We start from the raw sequence: 16,247 nt of genomic DNA on the forward strand, positions 1-16,247 counted from the left end.
AGTTTCCCGATGACCATACATGAATTTCAGCCAGCAATGGCTGCACGTGCGGGAAACAGTAACCTGCTGCTGGACGTTAAAGACCTGCGCGTCACCTTTGGCACCCACGATGGTGATGTCACCGCAGTCAACGATCTTAACTTTTCACTGCGTGCCGGCGAAACCCTGGGTATCGTCGGCGAATCGGGATCGGGCAAGTCGCAAACCGCTTTCGCCCTGATGGGCCTGCTGGCAAAAAACGGTCGCATTGGCGGTTCGGCAAAATTCAACGGTGAAGAGATCCTTAACCTGCCGGAGAACAAGCTGAACAAGCTGCGTGCTGAGCAGATTGCGATGATTTTCCAGGACCCGATGACCTCGCTCAATCCTTATATGCGCGTCGGCGAGCAGCTGATGGAAGTGCTGAAGCTGCACAAAGGCATGAGCAGCGCGCAGGCGTTTGAAGAGTCCGTGCGTATGCTGGATGCGGTGAAAATGCCGGAAGCGCGCAAGCGCATGAAGATGTTCCCGCATGAATTCTCAGGCGGCATGCGTCAGCGTGTGATGATCGCTATGGCACTGCTGTGCCGTCCTAAACTGCTGATTGCCGATGAACCGACCACGGCACTGGATGTGACGGTGCAGGCGCAGATCATGACGCTGCTGAACGAGCTGAAACGCGAATTCAACACTGCGATCATCATGATCACTCACGATCTCGGGGTGGTTGCCGGTATCTGTGACAAAGTGCTGGTGATGTACGCCGGGCGTACCATGGAGTATGGCCGTGCACGCGATGTGTTTTATCAGCCTGCGCATCCTTACTCGATTGGCCTGCTGAGTGCGGTGCCGCGTCTGGATGCGGAAGAGGGTGAGTCACTCACCACCATTCCTGGCAACCCGCCTAACCTGTTGCGCTTGCCGCAGGGCTGTCCGTTCCAGCCACGTTGTGCCTTTGCGATGGACGTTTGTGCCAAGTCACCGCCGCTGGAGCCTTTCGCGGAAGGGCGTCTGCGTGCCTGCTTCAAACCGGTGGAGGAATTAGCATGAGCACCGTCATCGAAGAGAAGAAAGTCTTACTGGAAATCGCCGATCTAAAGGTGCATTTCGATATTAAAGACGGCAAACAGTGGTTCTGGCAGCCGCCAAAAACACTGAAAGCAGTGGATGGCGTCAGCCTGCGCTTGTATGAGGGGGAAACCCTCGGCGTAGTGGGCGAATCGGGCTGTGGTAAATCAACCCTGGCACGCGCCATCATCGGCCTGGTGAAAGCCACCGACGGTCGTGTGGCCTGGCTGGGACGTGATTTATTGGGGCAGAGTCAGGATGAGTGGCGCCAGGCGCGCAGCGATATCCAGATGATTTTCCAGGATCCGCTGGCCTCGCTGAACCCGCGCATGACCATTGGTGACATCATTGCCGAGCCGCTGCGCACCTATTACCCGAAGATGCCAAAGCAGGAAGTGAAGGATAAGGTAAAAAACATGATGATGAAGGTTGGGCTGTTGCCTAACCTCATCAACCGCTATCCACACGAGTTTTCCGGTGGTCAGTGTCAGCGTATCGGCATTGCGCGAGCGCTTATCCTCGAACCCAAGCTGATTATTTGCGATGAACCGGTTTCGGCGCTGGATGTGTCGATTCAGGCGCAGGTAGTGAATTTGCTGCAGCAGCTGCAACGTGAAATGGGATTATCGCTGATCTTCATTGCGCACGATCTGGCGGTGGTGAAGCACATCTCTGACCGTGTGCTGGTGATGTATCTCGGTCATGCAGTTGAGTTGGGCACTTATGACTCGGTGTACAATAATCCGCAGCATCCTTACACCCGTGCACTGATGTCTGCGGTACCCATTCCGGATCCGGATCTGGAAAAAAACAAACAGATCCAGCTGCTGGAGGGTGAACTGCCTTCACCAATTAATCCGCCTTCGGGCTGCGTATTCCGAACTCGCTGTCCGATTGCCGGACCTGAGTGTGCGAAAACGCGTCCGTTGCTGGAGGGCAGTTTCCGCCACGCAGTATCCTGTCTGAAGGTCGACCCCTTATAAGGTCGAAAAGAAAACGCCGGGCAATTGCCCGGCGTTGTTTTATGCGTCAGCGATCATTCACGCCAGAGAATGTGGCACAGCTTATGGTCTTTCTCGCGGCACAGCAGCACGCGGGCAAACACATCGGTAATCGGCTCGCCGTCCGCTTCACCCAAACCAATCACCACTTCCGCAAAGAAGTCCGGGTTGAGATCGAAATCGACGTGCTCCTGCCAGTCTTCCGACGGGTCAAACAACTCCGCACCGCCGCGCTCTTCAAACTGCAGATTGAACAGAATGATGTCAGCCGGATCGAGGTTATCACCGGCCAGTTCTAGAAAAATGTCGTAGGCCTGTTCCAGCGTTTCATCTTCGGTAAGGCGATTATTTAAATCCATGGTCATTCCTGCTTACTCTGAGGCGGTAATCTTGTCGCTCGTTTTACAGTAAAGGGCTAAAGAAGTAAAACAGTCGTTCAACGATGCGTTGCCACCACGCACGTTTAGCCCAGCGCGCACCATCCAGTAAGCGTGAGCGGGCGATATAGTCATCCTGCACCGTGGCCAAATCGCTGCCAAATCCATCATCATCCACCACCAGCGTGATTTCAAAATTAAGCCACAAGCTGCGCATATCAAGGTTTACGGTACCGACCAGACTCAGCTGTCCATCGACCAGCACGCTTTTGGTATGCAGCAAACCGTCTTCAAATTGATAAATTTTTACGCCTGCTTCCAGCAACTCGGTAAAGAACGCGCGGCTGGCCCAGCCCACCAACAGCGAATCATTGTGGCGTGGCACCACAATGCTGACTTCCACACCGCGTTGCGCAGCGGTGCAGATGGCGTGCAGCAGGTCGTCACTGGGGACGAAATAGGGCGTCGTCATGATCAGCTGTTCGCGTGCGGAATAGACCGCCGTCAACAACGCCTGATGAATCATATCTTCCGGGAAGCCCGGCCCCGAAGCGATCACCTGGATGATATGACCGCTTTCCTGCTCAAAGGGCATGATGTTGGCATCCGGCGCGGGCGGCAGAATGCGTTTGCCGGTTTCAATCTCCCAGTCACAGGCGTAAACGATGCCCATCGTGGTCGCGACCGGCCCTTCCATACGCGCCATCAAATCGATCCATTGGCCCACGCCTGCATCCTGCTTGAAGTAGCGAGGATCGACCAGGTTCATGCTGCCGGTGTAGGCAATATAGTTATCGATGAGCACCACTTTACGATGCTGTCGCAAATCCATACGGCGCAGGAACACACGCAGCAGGCTCACTTGTAACGCCTCAACCACGTCGATACCGGCATTGCGCATCATATTCGCCCATGGGCTGCGGAAAAATGCCACGCTGCCCGCAGAGTCCAGCATCAGGCGGCAATGTACACCCCGGCGTGAAGCCGCCATCAGTGACTCCGCGACCTCATCCGCCAGGCCGCCCGGATGCCAGATGTAAAACACCATCTCGATGTTGTGACGAGCCAGTTGGATATCACGAATCAACGCGTGCATCACATCATCAGAGTTAGTGAGCAGCTGTAGCTGATTACCTTTGACACCCGCAATGCCCTGACGATGGTGACAGAGTTCAAATAATGAACGTGCCACGTCACTGTGTTCGGTGGCAAAGATATGGCGGCACTGTTTGAGGTCGTTAAGCCACTTGGCGGTGGAGGGCCACATGGTGCGTGCGCGCTCAGCCCGGCGTTTGCCCAGATGAAGTTCACCAAACGACAGATACGCGATAATACCCACCAGCGGCAGAATATAGATGATCAGCAACCAGGCCATGGCGGACGTCACTGCGCGGCGTTTCATCAGGATACGCAGCGTAACACCCGCAATCAGCAACCAGTAGCCGAACAGCAGCAACCAACTGATTAGGGTATAAAATGTAGTCATTAAGTGGACATCCTGTTCGCGCTTTGATGAGGAAAGTTTACGTGCTGAATAGCACTAGTGAAACCTTTAATCGTGAATGACAGTTCAATGAAGCTTTCGATTTGGCATTTTCAATCAGATCTTTATAATGCCTGGCGAGTTTAGCCTGTCTGATGAGGATGTGATGAGACGAAGCAGAAATGAAGTGGCACGCTGGAGAATGTTACGTCAGGTACACCGCCGTCGTGCACGTTGGCTGGAAGGGCAGTCACGTCGCTATAAACGTATCCATGCCATTCGTCATCAGGTGGCGCAGCAGCATCGCCGATCTATCCTGTTCATCACGCAGAATATGTAAATGGCTTACGCGGCCGTTAAGCGCCGCGTAACACCAGAGAGACATTGACGATCTGTAATGCGGCCGCCAGCACGACTAACATCACAATGTGCTGCCGGGCCTGGCGCCAGCCTTGCTGACGCCAAATCCAGAGTGCTCTGCCAATCAGCGTTAACACCGCTACCAGCAGTAAAACAGACTGCCACATCGATTAAAATACGCGCTTGAACGGTTTGACCGCCACTTTCTCATACACGCCAGCGGCAATATACGGGTCGTCATTAGCCCAGGATTGTGCGGTTTCCAGCGAGGAAAACTCGGCAATGATCACTGAACCGGTAAAGCCTGCCGGACCCGGATCGTTGCTATCGACAGCAGGCATTGGGCCAGCGGCGATCAGTCGACCTTCATCCTGCAGTAACTGCAAGCGCGCGAGATGCGCAGGGCGTACGGAATTGCGTTTTTCCAGTGAATCTGCGGTATCTTCCGCATAAATGACGTAAAGCACGATGGGGTACTCCCGTTAGACTTGCCGAAATTGCGAGACACGTTAAGTGATCGTTAATCAGAGTGCAAATGAAAGATAAATCCACCGTCATATAGCGCAATCTCCGCTAAAAAACGCCTTTCTGCGAGTGGCTTACACATCGCTTATTGAAACTGATTGCTATTTGCATTTAAAATCTGCGCTTCACTCAATGAATATGACTGATATGACGACGTTGACTACGCCTCTTCCTACACGTACCCCCGTAGCTATGATCTTGTCCGTGGTACTCCACGGCTCGCTGATTGCGGGCATTCTCTATGCATCGTTTCATCAGACCATTGAGGTTCCGAAAGCATCCCAGCCAATCAGCGTGACCATGGTGGCACCTGAAGTGCAGCCAGAACCGGCCCCCGCGGTGGTGACGCCGCCGCCGCCAGAGCCCGAACCTGAGCCGGAAGTTGCACCCGAGCCGCCTAAAGTCGAGCCGGTGCCGATTCCGAAACCTGAACCAAAGCCCAAGCCAAAACCTAAGCCGAAGGTAGAGAAAAAGGTCGAGCCGAAGCCACGTAAGGAAGTGAAGCCGCAGGAGAATCCGGTCAAGCAGGATATCCCGACCACTCAGACGCGTCCGACCACGGCACCGAAGAGTAACCCAGCGCCAACGCAAACCGTCTCTGACGGGCCTAAGGCGATGAACGTGAGCAAACCTGCCTATCCGGCGCGTGCGTTTGCATTACGCGTGGAAGGCCGTGTACGCGTGCAGTTTGATGTGGATAGCGACGGTCGTGTCGATAATGTGGAAGTTCTGTCAGCCGAACCGCGCAACATGTTCGAGCGTGAAGTGAAGCAGGCGATGAAAAAGTGGCGTTATCAGCCGGGTCGTCCAGGAAAAGGACTGACCATGAACATCGTGTTCCGCATCAACGGCGGCGCTAACATCGAGTAAGCCTGGGTTGAAGGCAAAGAAAAAGCGGTCATTGACCGCTTTTTTTATCGCTGTTAATCGGCAAGATTGGCTTTGCCAGGTGGCAGCGGACGGGATTTCCCGCTGTTATCCACGGCAACGTAAACAAATACCGCTTCAGTGGCGCAATACGTTTGACCGATTGGCTCAGACGAAACCTTCTTGATCCACACTTCTACATTGATGGTCATCGAACTGTTGCCGGTACGTATGCAACGCGCATAGCAGCTCACGACATCGCCCACGGCTACCGGTTTCAGGAACGACATGCCATCAACACGCACGGTGACCACACGACCTTCGGCGATCTCCTTGGCCATGATGGCACCGCCCATATCCATCTGTGACATCAACCAGCCGCCAAAAATATCACCATTGGCGTTGGTATCCGCTGGCATCGCCAGGGTGCGCGAGACCATTTCGCCTTGCGGCAATTTATGTTTTTCGTCCATTGCTCAGTTCTTCTGCAGGTGAAGAGAAGCCCGACATTGTCGGGCGGAGTAGCTTATTTTTGTTCTTGTTGCGGCATCTGTCGCCAGATGTACACGCCGCTAAACAGAGTAAACAGTAGGGTCAGGCCGGTCAGACCAAACACTTTAAAGTTAACCCAAAACTCTTGTGATAACCAAAACGCAACATAGATATTTACCAGGCCGCAGACGAAGAAGAAGATGGCCCATGCAATATTCAATCGACGCCACACAACGCCTGGCAGCTGCAATTCTTTGCCGAGCATGCGTTGAATCAGCGGCTGTTCCATAAAGAACTGGCTGTAGAGCAGAGCCAACGCGAACAGGGAATAGATCACGGTGACCTTCCATTTGATGAACTCATCGTTATGGAACACCAGCGTCAACGTGCCGAATACCGTCACCAGTGCGAAGGTGAAGAGGGTCATCTTTTCCAGTTTACGATACAGCACCCAGCTGACCACCAGCGCCAGGCCCGTGGCGACAATCAGGGCACCAGAAGCGACAAAGATGTCGTACAGCTTGTAGAAGATGAAGAAAACTACCAGGGGAAGAAAATCGAGTAACTGCTTCATAGCGTTTCCAGTTAGGGCAGGAGCGTTCAATAAAGGCGCTCCGCAGAGCGCCATCGCTGTTAACGTAACAGCATATACAGTCGGTACAAATAGATAATCAGAATCGCTGAGACCAGATTACCCAGCGCGTTCATCACCACCGACGCGATGTTCACCGGTAGCACTGTGAGTGATGAGATGAGGAACATCAGCACAATCTTCGCCAGCAACCACAGCACAATGGCAGGGGCGATGACTTTCATGTTCTTCCATGCCAGTTTCATACTGGCGCGCATCGCGCCAATCACACCCATTTTCTCGCTGACCAGCATTACCGGTGCCAGTGACAGCAGAATCGCCAGAATCACGCCAGGCACCATCAATACCATAAAGCCAATTTGCACCAGCAAGGTAATCAGGAAGGTCTGCAGCAGCAGTTTCGGCAGCAGTGGCGCGGAGGCACCGATTGCTCGCAGGGCACTCACGCGTTGGCCATTGGAGACCAGCGGGATCAGGCACAGCATACCGCCCAGCAGCAGCGTGTTGCCGATCAGCGCGGCAAAGGTGCCGGCTGCGGAAGCGCGCAGCAGGATGCGCTGCTGATCCGGTGACATATTCTGTACCAATTCAAACAGTGATGTCGCGCTGTCGTCAGCCTGGCTAAGCAGGGATAACTGGTCTTCGCCTGGGGTTAATGCATGACCGACAATCACCGTAATGAACGACGTCAACAACGCCATCAGCACAATAGTAACCAGCTGATGACGCAGAAAATTTCCTGTGTCACGGTATAACGAGCTTGCCGTGATAGACATGTACTCTCCTTGATGGAACCGGGTTAATTAACCCGGCGATTGTACATGTTCTGTGGGCTGGCGGGCACCCGCAAGACCATAACTTTGTGTCATCTCCGGTAAAGAATGGGGAATTAAAGTTCGTACCCGGTTCATAAAAGCAGCAAAGCCTCTTCATCTGCCCTCAAAACCTCCTCAGCGTTTTTTCTTCCAGGCGCGCAATGCCGAAAATTGATCTGAATCAATTCATTGTTTTTTAAGTGATTAATTTGAATTGATGCAGATGATCTTTTACCAAAAAAGGGTTAGATCTTGTGCCGCAATCCCGATTAAGACCCTACTTTTCTGCAAAGGAGTGATTATGAAACTGGCAAAATGCGCATTGCTACTGGCTCTGGCTATCCCGCAACTGGCACTGGCTCATCAGGCGGGGGATTTTTTCATGCGTGCCGGTAGCGCGACTGTTCGTCCAACCGAAGGCTCTGACAATGTGCTGGGTATGGGCGGCTTTAGCGTCAGCAACGATACCCAGCTTGGCTTGACCTTCACCTATATGGCAACGGACAACATCGGTGTGGAGCTGCTGGCAGCGACACCGTTCCGTCATAAGGTTGGCCTCGGTGCCACCGGAAATCTTGCCACCGTGCGCCAGCTGCCGCCGACGCTGATGGCACAGTATTATTTCTTCGATAGCCGCAGCCCGGTGCGCCCGTATGTTGGCGTGGGTATCAACTACACCACGTTCTACGATGCCAAATTTAATCAAACCGGCCAGGACGCGGGCTTAAGTGATTTAAGCGTCAAAGATTCCTGGGGTGTGGCGGGTCAGGTGGGGATGGATTATCAAATCAACCGCGACTGGATGCTGAACGCATCGCTGTGGTACATGGACATCGATACTGAAGTGAAATTTAAAGCCAACGGTGAACAACAGAATATCAACACGCGCATCGATCCGTGGGTGTTCTTCTTTGGTGTGGGTTACCGTTTCTGAGGCACCCGCTGAAACACAACGGGCGACCCAAAGGCCGCCCGCTGCAGTATCGATACGCTATTACTTAATCTGCATATTGTTAACTACAGATTTGACCCCTGCCACGCTGCGGGTCACCGTCACTGCACGGTTCGCCATCTGCGGTGAGCTGACAAAGCCGCTTAACTGCACTTTTCCTTTAAAGGTTTCGACGTTGATTTCGGTGGATTTCAGCGAGTCGTCATTCAACAACTGTGCCTTAACCTTGGTGGTGATCACCGTATCATCGATATAGCCCCCGGTTCCTTCCTTTGTTGCTGTTGGTGCACAGGCGCTAAGTGTGATCGCCATGACCGCAGCCATTAATAATCCTGCAACGACTTTGAAAAAATTCATTGGTTATCTCCCTGTCTTAGATGGTGTTTCACCGCGACGAGACGGTGCGATTAATTGTGGTATGCGCTTTGCAAATCGGCAAATCGCCTGGGGTGAAAAAGATGGAAATACGCGATTTTTACCACTTATTGATCCAATGACGGCAGCAAGGCAAACGGTAAGCTAAAAAAGCAGGGCAAAACGAATAATAAAACAACAAGACGATAAGCCGACAGGTGCAAATTTAAGCATCAGGCAGGGAAAACAATAATGAAAAAGCGTGCCATTCTGGCGATAGCGACGATTAGCTATCTGTCCTAACTCCAGCTATTTGCTTCACAAATTTTGCCAATGCCCAGCGCGCAGGCAGAACCGTTGATCAATCCACACCTGGGGACCCTGTGCAAAGCGGCTACCGCGCTGAGCTTTGGTCGCAGCTTCAAAATCATGCAGCTGGATAAGGTGGATGAGCAGGGCGTGGCGTGGGTGCACTATATCCGGCCCTCCGATCAATCACGCTGGGCCGTGCGCTGCCGGGTCCAGGGCGAGAACGTTATCTTGATGTCAGATAATCCAGATAGCAGTGGACGTTGGCGTGAGGGGCCAGAAGACGAGAAGCTGACGTGGCAAATCAAAAACGACATGCTGACGATGAAGCTGAGATATCCGGATGGTTCGGGAGATGAGCAAACGTTCAGGCTGGAATAATCAGGAGAAGACCTTATTCGCAACTGCGAATAAGGTCTTAACGATTTAGCGCGTGCCAGCTTTCAGATCGCTGACAAACGCTTTCAGTTCCGCTAACAGCGTGTCGGGATCGTTCTGGTTACGTTCGATGATCTTCACAATAGCTGATCCCGAAATCGCACCCGCTGCGCCTGCCGCGATGGCTTCTCTCACCTGGCCTGCTTCTGAGATACCAAATCCCTGCAACGGTGGTGCAGCGTGATATTCGCTCAGCTTCTCAATCAAATGATTCAGCGGCTGGCTGGCGCGATTTTCTGCACCCGTTACGCCCGCGCGCGACAGCAGATAGGTATAACCGCGACCGTGTGAGGCAATCTCCCGCAGCAAATTATCATCGGCATTCGGCGGGCAGATGAAGATGGGTGCAACGTTATGTCGCATCGCAGCCTGACGGAACGGTGCAGACTCTTCAACCGGTACATCCGCCACCAGCACGGAATCAACGCCGACGGCTTCACATTGTGCGTAGAAGTTGTCGATACCTTTGCTGAACACCAGATTAGCGTACATCAACAGCCCAATCGGCAGTTCAGGATACTTCTGGCGCACGGCGGCAAGGATCTCGAAACACTGCGCGACAGTGGTACCCGCCGCGAAGGCACGTAGGGTTGCCCCCTGAATCGTTGGGCCATCCGCCAGCGGATCGGAGAAAGGAATGCCCAGCTCTAACGCATCGGCTCCTCCTTCTACCAATGTATCGATGATCTTCAGTGACAGTTCAGGGGTCGGGTCGCCAAGGGTGACGAAAGGAACAAATGCGCCTTCTTTCTTCGCCGACAGACGTTGAAACAGCTGATTATAACGTTCCATCAGATCTCTCCCTTAGCTTTCAAAATATCGTGAACGGTGAAGATGTCTTTGTCGCCGCGACCGGACAGGTTAACCACCAGCAACTGCTCTTTCTCTGGGTTCTCGCGGATCATTTTCAAGGCGTGCGCCAGAGCATGAGAGGATTCCAGAGCCGGAATAATGCCTTCTGCACGACACAACTCTTTGAACGCTGACAGCGCTTCATCATCGGTAATCGACACATACTCGGCGCGACCAATGCTGTTGAGATGGGCGTGCTGTGGGCCAACAGAAGGGAAATCGAGGCCAGCGGAGATCGAATAGGATTCTTCGATCTGGCCTTCCTCAGTCTGCATCATTGGCGCTTTCATGCCAAAGTAGATTCCGACGCGGCCGTGCTTGAGTGGCGCGCCGTGTTCGCCGGTTTCGATGCCGTGACCCGCAGGTTCAACGCCAATCAGACCGACGCTGGTGTCATCAATGAAATCAGCGAACATGCCGATAGCGTTTGAACCGCCGCCGACACAGGCCAGCACTGCATCCGGCAGACGACCTTCACGCTCCAGAATCTGCGCTTTGGTTTCTTCGCCAATCATGCGCTGGAACTCACGCACAATAGTCGGGAAGGGATGCGGACCCGCCGCAGTACCGAGCATATAGTGCGCGGTTTCGTAGCTGCCAGACCAGTCACGCAGCGCTTCATTACAGGCATCTTTCAGCGTGGCCGAACCACTGTGCACCGGAATCACCTCCGCGCCCATCAATCGCATACGGAACACGTTAGGTGACTGACGTTCGACGTCTTTTGCGCCCATATAAATGCGACACTTCATGCCCAGCAGCGCGCACGCCAGCGCTGAAGCTACGCCATGCTGCCCGGCTCCGGTCTCAGCGATAATTTCATTTTTGCCCATGCGCTTGGCGAGCAGCGCCTGGCCCAACACCTGGTTGGTTTTATGTGCACCGCCGTGCAGTAAATCTTCACGCTTCAGATACAGGCGGGTTTTTGTGCCTTTTGTCAGATTGCTGCAAAGCGTTAATGCGGTGGGACGGCCAGCATAGTTTTTCAACAGATCGGTAAATTCAGCCTGAAATTCTGGATCGCGCTGCGCTTCGACAAAGGCGCTTTCCAACTGGCGCAGAGCGGGCATCAGAATCTGCGGTACATATTGACCGCCAAACTCGCCAAAGTAGGGATTCAATAACGTCGTCATCTCTCATCTTCCTTATGCGGCCCGCGCATCGGCGGGCGAGCGAAATTAATAGGCGCGCAGCGTGCGGAATACCGCCGCGACTTTACTGGCATCTTTGATGCCGGGTGCGGATTCAACGCCAGAGTTAAAGTCCAGTCCGGCGCAGCCCAGTTGTGCAGCCTCCACGCAGTTGTCGGCGCTTAATCCGCCGGCCAGCAGCACGTTGCTGAGATCTTCACCCTGCAGCAGTGACCAGTCGAATCGCTGTCCGCTGCCGCCCTGGCCATTATCAAACACGTAACGATCCACATGCGGCCAATCGCGGGCTGGAAGGCTGCCGCTGATGCTCAGCGCCTTCCAAATCTTCACCTCTTCTGGCAGGGCGCTGCGCAGTTCTGCGACGAACGCCTGATCTTCATCACCATGCAGTTGCACAGCGGAAAGGTTAAGTGATCTGGCATGTGTGACAATGTCACTTACAGAGTTATTGCGGAATACGCCGACATACTTCAGTGGTGCAGCCGCTATCACATTTTGAGCTTGTTCGGCGCTGACTTTACGCGGTGAACCTTCTGCGAAAATCACACCGCCATAAATCGCGCCCGCTTCGTGCGCAATGCGTGCATCGTCAGGCCGGGTCAGGCCGCAGACTTTGTTGTCACCGAGCAATACGCGACGCACGCCAGCATTGAGATCGGCTTCTTCCATCAGTGCGGAGCCAATCAGGAAGCCGTTGGCGAAGTGGCTCAGCTCACGCACCTGCGCATAGTTATGGATGCCCGATTCGCTGATGACCGTCACACCGTGGCTTAAACGTGGTGCCAGTTGACGGGTGCGATTCAAATCGATGGACAGATCGCGCAAGTCGCGGTTGTTGATGCCCACGACTTTCGCTTCCAGCGCAATAGCGCGCTCCAGCTCTTCTTCATTGCTGACTTCAGTCAGTACGCCCATTTTCAGGCTATGCGCCACGGCGGCGAGTTGACGATATTGCTCATCATCCAGCACCGACAGCATCAGCAAAATGGCGTCGGCCTGATAGTGGCGCGCCAGGTAGATTTGGTAAGGATCGATAATAAAGTCTTTGCACAGTACCGGTTGAGTAATCGCGGCGCTGACGATCGGCAGAAACTCAAAATCACCCTGGAAATACTTCTCGTCAGTTAAGACGGAAACGGCCGAAGCGTGATGACGATAAACGCCGGCGATGGTCGCAGGATCAAAATCTTCGCGAATCAAACCCTTCGACGGGGAGGCTTTTTTGCATTCCAGGATGAACACGGTGCGCGTGCCACGCAGCGCATCGTAAAAGTGGCGTCCTGCAGGCTGCAAGCTATTCTGGAAGGTCGCCAGCGGCTGCTGTGCATTGCGTGCTTCAACCCAGACGGCTTTATCCTGAACAATTTTCTCTAAAACGGTGCCCTTGATACTCATCTCATCCTCTCGCTGCCAGAGCAACAACGCGCTCGTAAGCCTGACCACTGCGAATTGCGGTGATGGCGCGCTGAGCGTTGTCGCGCAAATCTTCATTTCCGAATACTTTCAGCAACATTGCGACGTTCACCGCAACGGCCTGCTCATGGGCTGGCTGGCCTTTACCCTGGAGCAAACGCGCCAGAATGTCACGGTTTTCTTCCGGCGTGCCGCCCGCCAGGGCTTCTTTATCATGGAAGCCGAAACCGAAGTCTTCAGGCGTCAGCTGATAACTGGTGATTTCACCGTCACGCAGCTCAGCGACCTGAGTCGCACTGTGCAGCGCCACTTCATCCATCCCGCCGCCATGCACCACTGCCGCACGCTGATAGCCAAGCACCTTCAGGGTTTGGGCAATCGGCAGCACCAGTTCCGGACTGTACACGCCGATAACCGCCAGTTGGGGTCGCGCCGGGTTGATCAAGGGGCCCAGCACGTTAAACAAGGTGCGGGTTTTTAGTTGTTGACGCACTGGCATCGCGTGACGGAATCCGCTGTGATATTGCGGCGCGAACAGGAAGCAGACGTTAAGATCGTCCAGTGCCTTACGCGCTTTTTCAGCGGGCATATCCAGATCGATACCAAAAGCCGCCAGCAGATCGGACGAGCCGGATTTACTCGACACGCTACGATTGCCGTGCTTGGCCACTTTCAGCCCACAGGTTGCGGCGACAAAGGCGCTGGCGGTGGAGATGTTAATGCTGTTACTGCCGTCACCGCCGGTGCCAACGATATCGGCGAAAGTGTAATCCGGACTCGGGAACGGTTTCGCATCTTCCAGCAGTGCCGTAGCGGCACCCGCGATCTCTTCCGGGCGCTCGCCACGGACTTTCATCGCAATCAGCGCAGCGGCTAATTGGGTCGGCTCGAGCTGACCTTTAATAATGGCGCTAAACAGCTGATGGCTTTCTGCCTGGCTCAGGGTTTGTGCCTGGTAAAGTTTTTCCAGAATAGTTTGCATCATAATCTCCCTATTATTTCGCCAGCGCCCAGGCCAGCGTTTGCTCTAACAAACGTGCACCCTGGGTGGTGAGAATGGATTCGGGGTGGAACTGGAAGCCACACACACGGTCGGCATCATGGCGAACGGCCATTACCATGCCGTTGTAGCTGGCGTTAACGGTCAATTCGGCAGGCGTATTGCTGCCCACCAGCGAGTGATAACGGGCCACCGGCAGCGGATTGCTCAGGCCGCTAAACATCGCTTCACCGTCGTGATTAATCGAAGAGGCTTTGCCGTGCAGAATTTCACCGGCCTGGCCTACATGACCACCATAAGCCTCAACAATCGCCTGATGACCGAGGCAGATGCCGATAATCGGCAGACGACCACGCAGTGCTTGCAGTAACGCAGGCATGCAGCCGGCATCTTTCGGTGCGCCGGGCCCTGGCGAGAGCATCAGCACCGGATTTTCCATCTGCTGCAGTCGTTCAATCAGCACTTCAGCCGGCACGTTATTGCGGTAAATCACCACGTTGTGACCAAAGGTGCGCAGCTGATCAACGAGGTTGTAGGTAAAGGAGTCGATGTTATCGAGCAACAGGATATCGGCCATCAGAAAATCTCCTTGCAATGATGGGCTGTGGCGATGGCACGTAATACCGCGCGCGCTTTATTGCGGCTTTCATCCGCTTCAGCCTGAGGCTGGGAATCCAGTACCACACCGGCACCGGCTTGGACGGTGGCAACGCCATCTTCCACCCAAGCGGAGCGAATCACGATGCAGGTATCCAAATCGCCGTGTGCGGTGAAATAACCTACCGCACCGCCATAGCTGCCGCGACGCGTACCTTCTTTTTCAGCGATTAACTGCATAGCACGCACTTTTGGTGCGCCGCTTAAGGTGCCCATGTTCATGCAGGCGCGATAGGCGTGCAGGACATCAAGATCGTTACGCAGCGTGCCAACCACGCGAGAGACCAGATGCATCACGAAAGAGTAACGGTCGACTTTGGTCAGGTCTGCCACATAGCGGCTACCAGGCACGCAGATGCGAGCCAGATCGTTACGCGCCAGATCCACCAGCATCAGGTGTTCCGCCAGCTCTTTGTGGTCGGTGCGCATTTCCAGTTCGATACGGCTGTCGAGATCGCGGTCCAGTGAACCATCGGCATGTCGGCCACGTGGACGCGTACCGGCAATCGGGTAGATCTCAATCTGACGTGAAGTGGCGTCATACTTGAGTGAGCTTTCTGGTGAAGCGCCAAACAGCGCAAAGTCCTGATCCTGCATAAAAAACATATATGGGCTGGGATTGCTGTGCTTCAGCGTGTCATAAGCGGCCAGCGGAGAAGGGCACGGCAGCGAGAAGCGGCGTGATGGTACCACCTGGAAGATTTCGCCGATGCGAATCGCTTCCTGCATTTCACGCACCACATTGCAATACTCTTCATCGCTCTGGTTGGTGCTCAACGCCATTTGCTCAACGCGCTGAACCGGCAATGCCGGGGCAGGCTGCGTCATTTGACCGCGCAGTTGCTCAACACGGCTCTGCAAGCGCTGGAATTCGCTGGTGGACGGGCTGAACAAGCTCGCCTGCAGACGAGCGCTGCGCGTCTGGTGATCAATCACCAGCAGGGTTTCAGCCAGGTAGAAGCAGTAATCCGGGCAGCTTTGCTCGTTACGCAGTTCAGGTAAATCTTCGAATCCGGCCACCAGGTCATAAGCAAACAGGCCGCCGAGGAACATCGCCTCACGCTCTTCCGCCGGGCTGTTCACCAACTGCGGAATCAGGCGCAGCGCGTCGAAAACAGACAATGCTTTCAGACGTGAATCTTCATCGTGCAGGCCCTGAGGCTGAGGGAAATGCAGCACGCGACCATCCGGACGCGCTTCAATGCTGACATCCTGCGGCAGTGCTTCATCCAGCAGTGGCAGAATGGTGCGACCGTTTTCTGACAGCGCCTGTAATGTCACCACGTTGCCCAGTGCGCTGATGCGCAGGGCGCTATCCACAATCAGTAAGCTTTTCAGATTCTTTTTGCTGTCGATGTCGGCAGATTCAAGCAGCAGAGTTGCCGGACGTGCGCCGCAAATTTGATGGAACACTGCGGCCGGATCTTCGCGGTAGGGCGCGGTACCGGTAATCAACTTCAATGTAGGTTTCGCATTAGCCATTATTGTCATCTCTGAATTTCGCTCAAAAAAAAGCCCGCTCGGTGGCGGGCTTAGGTATCTGCACAATGGTTACGCATGTT

General features: G+C 54.2%; 19 protein-coding genes, 1 pseudogene and 1 other annotated feature (1 of these 21 running past the window's edge). Of the genes and pseudogenes, 7 read left to right on the top strand and 13 right to left on the bottom strand.

All coding sequences use genetic code 11. From position 1 onward, the window contains the following. The first annotated feature begins 9 nt into the window (after window positions 1–9). Both WFP70_RS02260 and oppF read left to right on the top strand, forming a co-directional pair. On the top strand, window positions 10–1,029 hold the full coding sequence (locus WFP70_RS02260; protein WP_097116989.1) for an ABC transporter ATP-binding protein: 1,020 nt from the start codon (window positions 10–12) through the stop codon (window positions 1,027–1,029). After that, window positions 1,026–2,030 carry a murein tripeptide/oligopeptide ABC transporter ATP binding protein OppF gene (oppF, locus tag WFP70_RS02265; RefSeq protein WP_034828839.1) on the top strand — a complete coding sequence of 335 codons (1,005 nt, stop codon included), beginning with the start codon at window positions 1,026–1,028 and terminating at the stop codon, window positions 2,028–2,030. Before WFP70_RS02260 ends, oppF begins: the two co-directional genes overlap by 4 nt. 53 nt (window positions 2,031–2,083) lie before the next feature. On the opposite strand, the gene WFP70_RS02270 is transcribed toward oppF, so the two are convergent. Continuing rightward, on the bottom strand, window positions 2,084–2,413 hold the full coding sequence (locus WFP70_RS02270; RefSeq protein ID WP_196250121.1) for an HI1450 family dsDNA-mimic protein: 330 nt from the start codon (window positions 2,411–2,413) through the stop codon (window positions 2,084–2,086). A 37-nt stretch (window positions 2,414–2,450) separates the two neighbouring features. Then, entirely contained in the window at window positions 2,451–3,911 is a 1,461-nt protein-coding gene (gene cls / locus WFP70_RS02275; RefSeq protein WP_034828843.1) for a cardiolipin synthase, read from the bottom strand. 163 nt (window positions 3,912–4,074) lie between these two features. On the opposite strand from cls, the gene WFP70_RS02280 reads away from it, so the two are divergent. Further along, window positions 4,075–4,248 (top strand): YciY family protein, encoded by a 174-nt coding sequence (locus tag WFP70_RS02280; RefSeq protein ID WP_097117257.1) that lies wholly within the window; start codon window positions 4,075–4,077, stop codon window positions 4,246–4,248. A 16-nt stretch (window positions 4,249–4,264) separates the two neighbouring features. Here WFP70_RS02280 and WFP70_RS02285 read toward each other — a convergent pair whose 3' ends face one another. Next, a complete protein-coding gene (locus tag WFP70_RS02285) occupies window positions 4,265–4,435 on the bottom strand; it encodes a hypothetical protein (protein ID WP_166936081.1) in 171 nt (56 codons plus the stop codon). Window positions 4,436–4,438: 3 nt separating this feature from the next. Further along, the gene (locus WFP70_RS02290; RefSeq protein WP_034828845.1) at window positions 4,439–4,735 is read right to left on the bottom strand and encodes a YciI family protein; all 297 of its coding nucleotides are present in this window, start codon (window positions 4,733–4,735) and stop codon (window positions 4,439–4,441) included. 205 nt (window positions 4,736–4,940) lie between these two features. On the opposite strand from WFP70_RS02290, the gene tonB reads away from it, so the two are divergent. Further along, on the top strand, window positions 4,941–5,663 hold the full coding sequence (gene tonB, locus WFP70_RS02295; protein WP_200570156.1) for a TonB system transport protein TonB: 723 nt from the start codon (window positions 4,941–4,943) through the stop codon (window positions 5,661–5,663). Window positions 5,664–5,716: 53 nt separating this feature from the next. Here the strand turns inward: tonB and yciA are convergent, their stop codons facing one another. The 3 genes from yciA to WFP70_RS02310 are packed head-to-tail and all read right to left on the bottom strand — an operon-like array spanning window position 5,717 to window position 7,520. Next, window positions 5,717–6,133: an acyl-CoA thioester hydrolase YciA gene (yciA, locus tag WFP70_RS02300; RefSeq protein WP_034828848.1), complete on the bottom strand. Its 417-nt coding sequence runs from the start codon at window positions 6,131–6,133 to the stop codon at window positions 5,717–5,719. 53 nt (window positions 6,134–6,186) lie between these two features. Next, entirely contained in the window at window positions 6,187–6,726 is a 540-nt protein-coding gene (locus tag WFP70_RS02305) for a septation protein A (RefSeq protein ID WP_038646666.1), read from the bottom strand. A gap of 59 nt (window positions 6,727–6,785) precedes the next feature. Further along, entirely contained in the window at window positions 6,786–7,520 is a 735-nt protein-coding gene (locus WFP70_RS02310) for a YciC family protein (protein WP_034828852.1), read from the bottom strand. Window positions 7,521–7,860: 340 nt separating this feature from the next. Here WFP70_RS02310 and ompW point away from each other — a divergent pair, with 340 nt between their 5' ends. Then, complete coding sequence (gene ompW / locus WFP70_RS02315) at window positions 7,861–8,493, top strand: outer membrane protein OmpW (RefSeq protein WP_166934948.1); 633 nt, start codon at window positions 7,861–7,863, stop codon at window positions 8,491–8,493. A 60-nt stretch (window positions 8,494–8,553) separates the two neighbouring features. Here ompW and WFP70_RS02320 read toward each other — a convergent pair whose 3' ends face one another. Then, the gene (locus WFP70_RS02320; protein ID WP_034828856.1) at window positions 8,554–8,868 is read right to left on the bottom strand and encodes a BON domain-containing protein; all 315 of its coding nucleotides are present in this window, start codon (window positions 8,866–8,868) and stop codon (window positions 8,554–8,556) included. On the opposite strand from WFP70_RS02320, the gene WFP70_RS02325 reads away from it, so the two are divergent. After that, window positions 8,822–9,034, top strand: coding sequence for a hypothetical protein (locus WFP70_RS02325; RefSeq protein ID WP_167347097.1), 213 nt, complete (start codon window positions 8,822–8,824; stop codon window positions 9,032–9,034). The genes WFP70_RS02320 and WFP70_RS02325 overlap by 47 nt on opposite strands. A gap of 188 nt (window positions 9,035–9,222) precedes the next feature. Then, a complete protein-coding gene (locus WFP70_RS02330) occupies window positions 9,223–9,555 on the top strand; it encodes a hypothetical protein (protein ID WP_337022455.1) in 333 nt (110 codons plus the stop codon). Between the two features lie 45 nt (window positions 9,556–9,600). On the opposite strand, the gene trpA is transcribed toward WFP70_RS02330, so the two are convergent. From trpA to WFP70_RS02355, 5 genes and pseudogenes are all read right to left on the bottom strand, one after another. Then, window positions 9,601–10,404: a tryptophan synthase subunit alpha gene (gene trpA / locus WFP70_RS02335; RefSeq protein WP_337022456.1), complete on the bottom strand. Its 804-nt coding sequence runs from the start codon at window positions 10,402–10,404 to the stop codon at window positions 9,601–9,603. Beyond that, window positions 10,404–11,597 carry a tryptophan synthase subunit beta gene (gene trpB / locus WFP70_RS02340; protein ID WP_045814391.1) on the bottom strand — a complete coding sequence of 398 codons (1,194 nt, stop codon included), beginning with the start codon at window positions 11,595–11,597 and terminating at the stop codon, window positions 10,404–10,406. The genes trpA and trpB overlap by 1 nt, the downstream gene beginning before the upstream one ends. Before the next feature lie 45 nt (window positions 11,598–11,642). After that, complete coding sequence (trpCF, locus tag WFP70_RS02345; protein WP_337022457.1) at window positions 11,643–13,010, bottom strand: bifunctional indole-3-glycerol-phosphate synthase TrpC/phosphoribosylanthranilate isomerase TrpF; 1,368 nt, start codon at window positions 13,008–13,010, stop codon at window positions 11,643–11,645. Window position 13,011: 1 nt separating this feature from the next. Next, a pseudogene (trpD, locus tag WFP70_RS02350) lies at window positions 13,012–14,605 on the bottom strand (bifunctional anthranilate synthase glutamate amidotransferase component TrpG/anthranilate phosphoribosyltransferase TrpD). After that, window positions 14,605–16,167 (bottom strand): anthranilate synthase component 1, encoded by a 1,563-nt coding sequence (locus WFP70_RS02355; protein WP_166934958.1) that lies wholly within the window; start codon window positions 16,165–16,167, stop codon window positions 14,605–14,607. Before WFP70_RS02355 ends, trpD begins: the two are co-directional and overlap by 1 nt. A gap of 24 nt (window positions 16,168–16,191) precedes the next feature. Then, window positions 16,192–16,247 (bottom strand) — a sequence feature (Trp leader region); it runs 49 nt beyond the window's last position.

Origin of the sequence: Pantoea sp. USMM079 (genome assembly GCF_037153115.1) — a bacterium.
Taxonomy (GTDB): domain Bacteria; phylum Pseudomonadota; class Gammaproteobacteria; order Enterobacterales; family Enterobacteriaceae; genus Pantoea; species Pantoea communis.

Coding starts and splice junctions, on each gene's coding strand:
- WFP70_RS02260 (WP_097116989.1), top strand. CDS start 10: ATGACCATACATGAATTTCAGCCAGCAATGGCTGCACGTGCGGGAAAC.
- oppF (WP_034828839.1), top strand. CDS start 1,026: ATGAGCACCGTCATCGAAGAGAAGAAAGTCTTACTGGAAATCGCCGAT.
- WFP70_RS02270 (WP_196250121.1), bottom strand. CDS start 2,413: ATGACCATGGATTTAAATAATCGCCTTACCGAAGATGAAACGCTGGAA.
- cls (WP_034828843.1), bottom strand. CDS start 3,911: ATGACTACATTTTATACCCTAATCAGTTGGTTGCTGCTGTTCGGCTAC.
- WFP70_RS02280 (WP_097117257.1), top strand. CDS start 4,075: ATGAGACGAAGCAGAAATGAAGTGGCACGCTGGAGAATGTTACGTCAG.
- WFP70_RS02285 (WP_166936081.1), bottom strand. CDS start 4,435: ATGTGGCAGTCTGTTTTACTGCTGGTAGCGGTGTTAACGCTGATTGGC.
- tonB (WP_200570156.1), top strand. CDS start 4,941: ATGACGACGTTGACTACGCCTCTTCCTACACGTACCCCCGTAGCTATG.
- yciA (WP_034828848.1), bottom strand. CDS start 6,133: ATGGACGAAAAACATAAATTGCCGCAAGGCGAAATGGTCTCGCGCACC.
- WFP70_RS02305 (WP_038646666.1), bottom strand. CDS start 6,726: ATGAAGCAGTTACTCGATTTTCTTCCCCTGGTAGTTTTCTTCATCTTC.
- WFP70_RS02310 (WP_034828852.1), bottom strand. CDS start 7,520: ATGTCTATCACGGCAAGCTCGTTATACCGTGACACAGGAAATTTTCTG.
- ompW (WP_166934948.1), top strand. CDS start 7,861: ATGAAACTGGCAAAATGCGCATTGCTACTGGCTCTGGCTATCCCGCAA.
- WFP70_RS02325 (WP_167347097.1), top strand. CDS start 8,822: ATGACCGCAGCCATTAATAATCCTGCAACGACTTTGAAAAAATTCATT.
- WFP70_RS02320 (WP_034828856.1), bottom strand. CDS start 8,868: ATGAATTTTTTCAAAGTCGTTGCAGGATTATTAATGGCTGCGGTCATG.
- trpA (WP_337022456.1), bottom strand. CDS start 10,404: ATGGAACGTTATAATCAGCTGTTTCAACGTCTGTCGGCGAAGAAAGAA.
- trpB (WP_045814391.1), bottom strand. CDS start 11,597: ATGACGACGTTATTGAATCCCTACTTTGGCGAGTTTGGCGGTCAATAT.
- trpCF (WP_337022457.1), bottom strand. CDS start 13,010: ATGAGTATCAAGGGCACCGTTTTAGAGAAAATTGTTCAGGATAAAGCC.
- WFP70_RS02355 (WP_166934958.1), bottom strand. CDS start 16,167: ATGGCTAATGCGAAACCTACATTGAAGTTGATTACCGGTACCGCGCCC.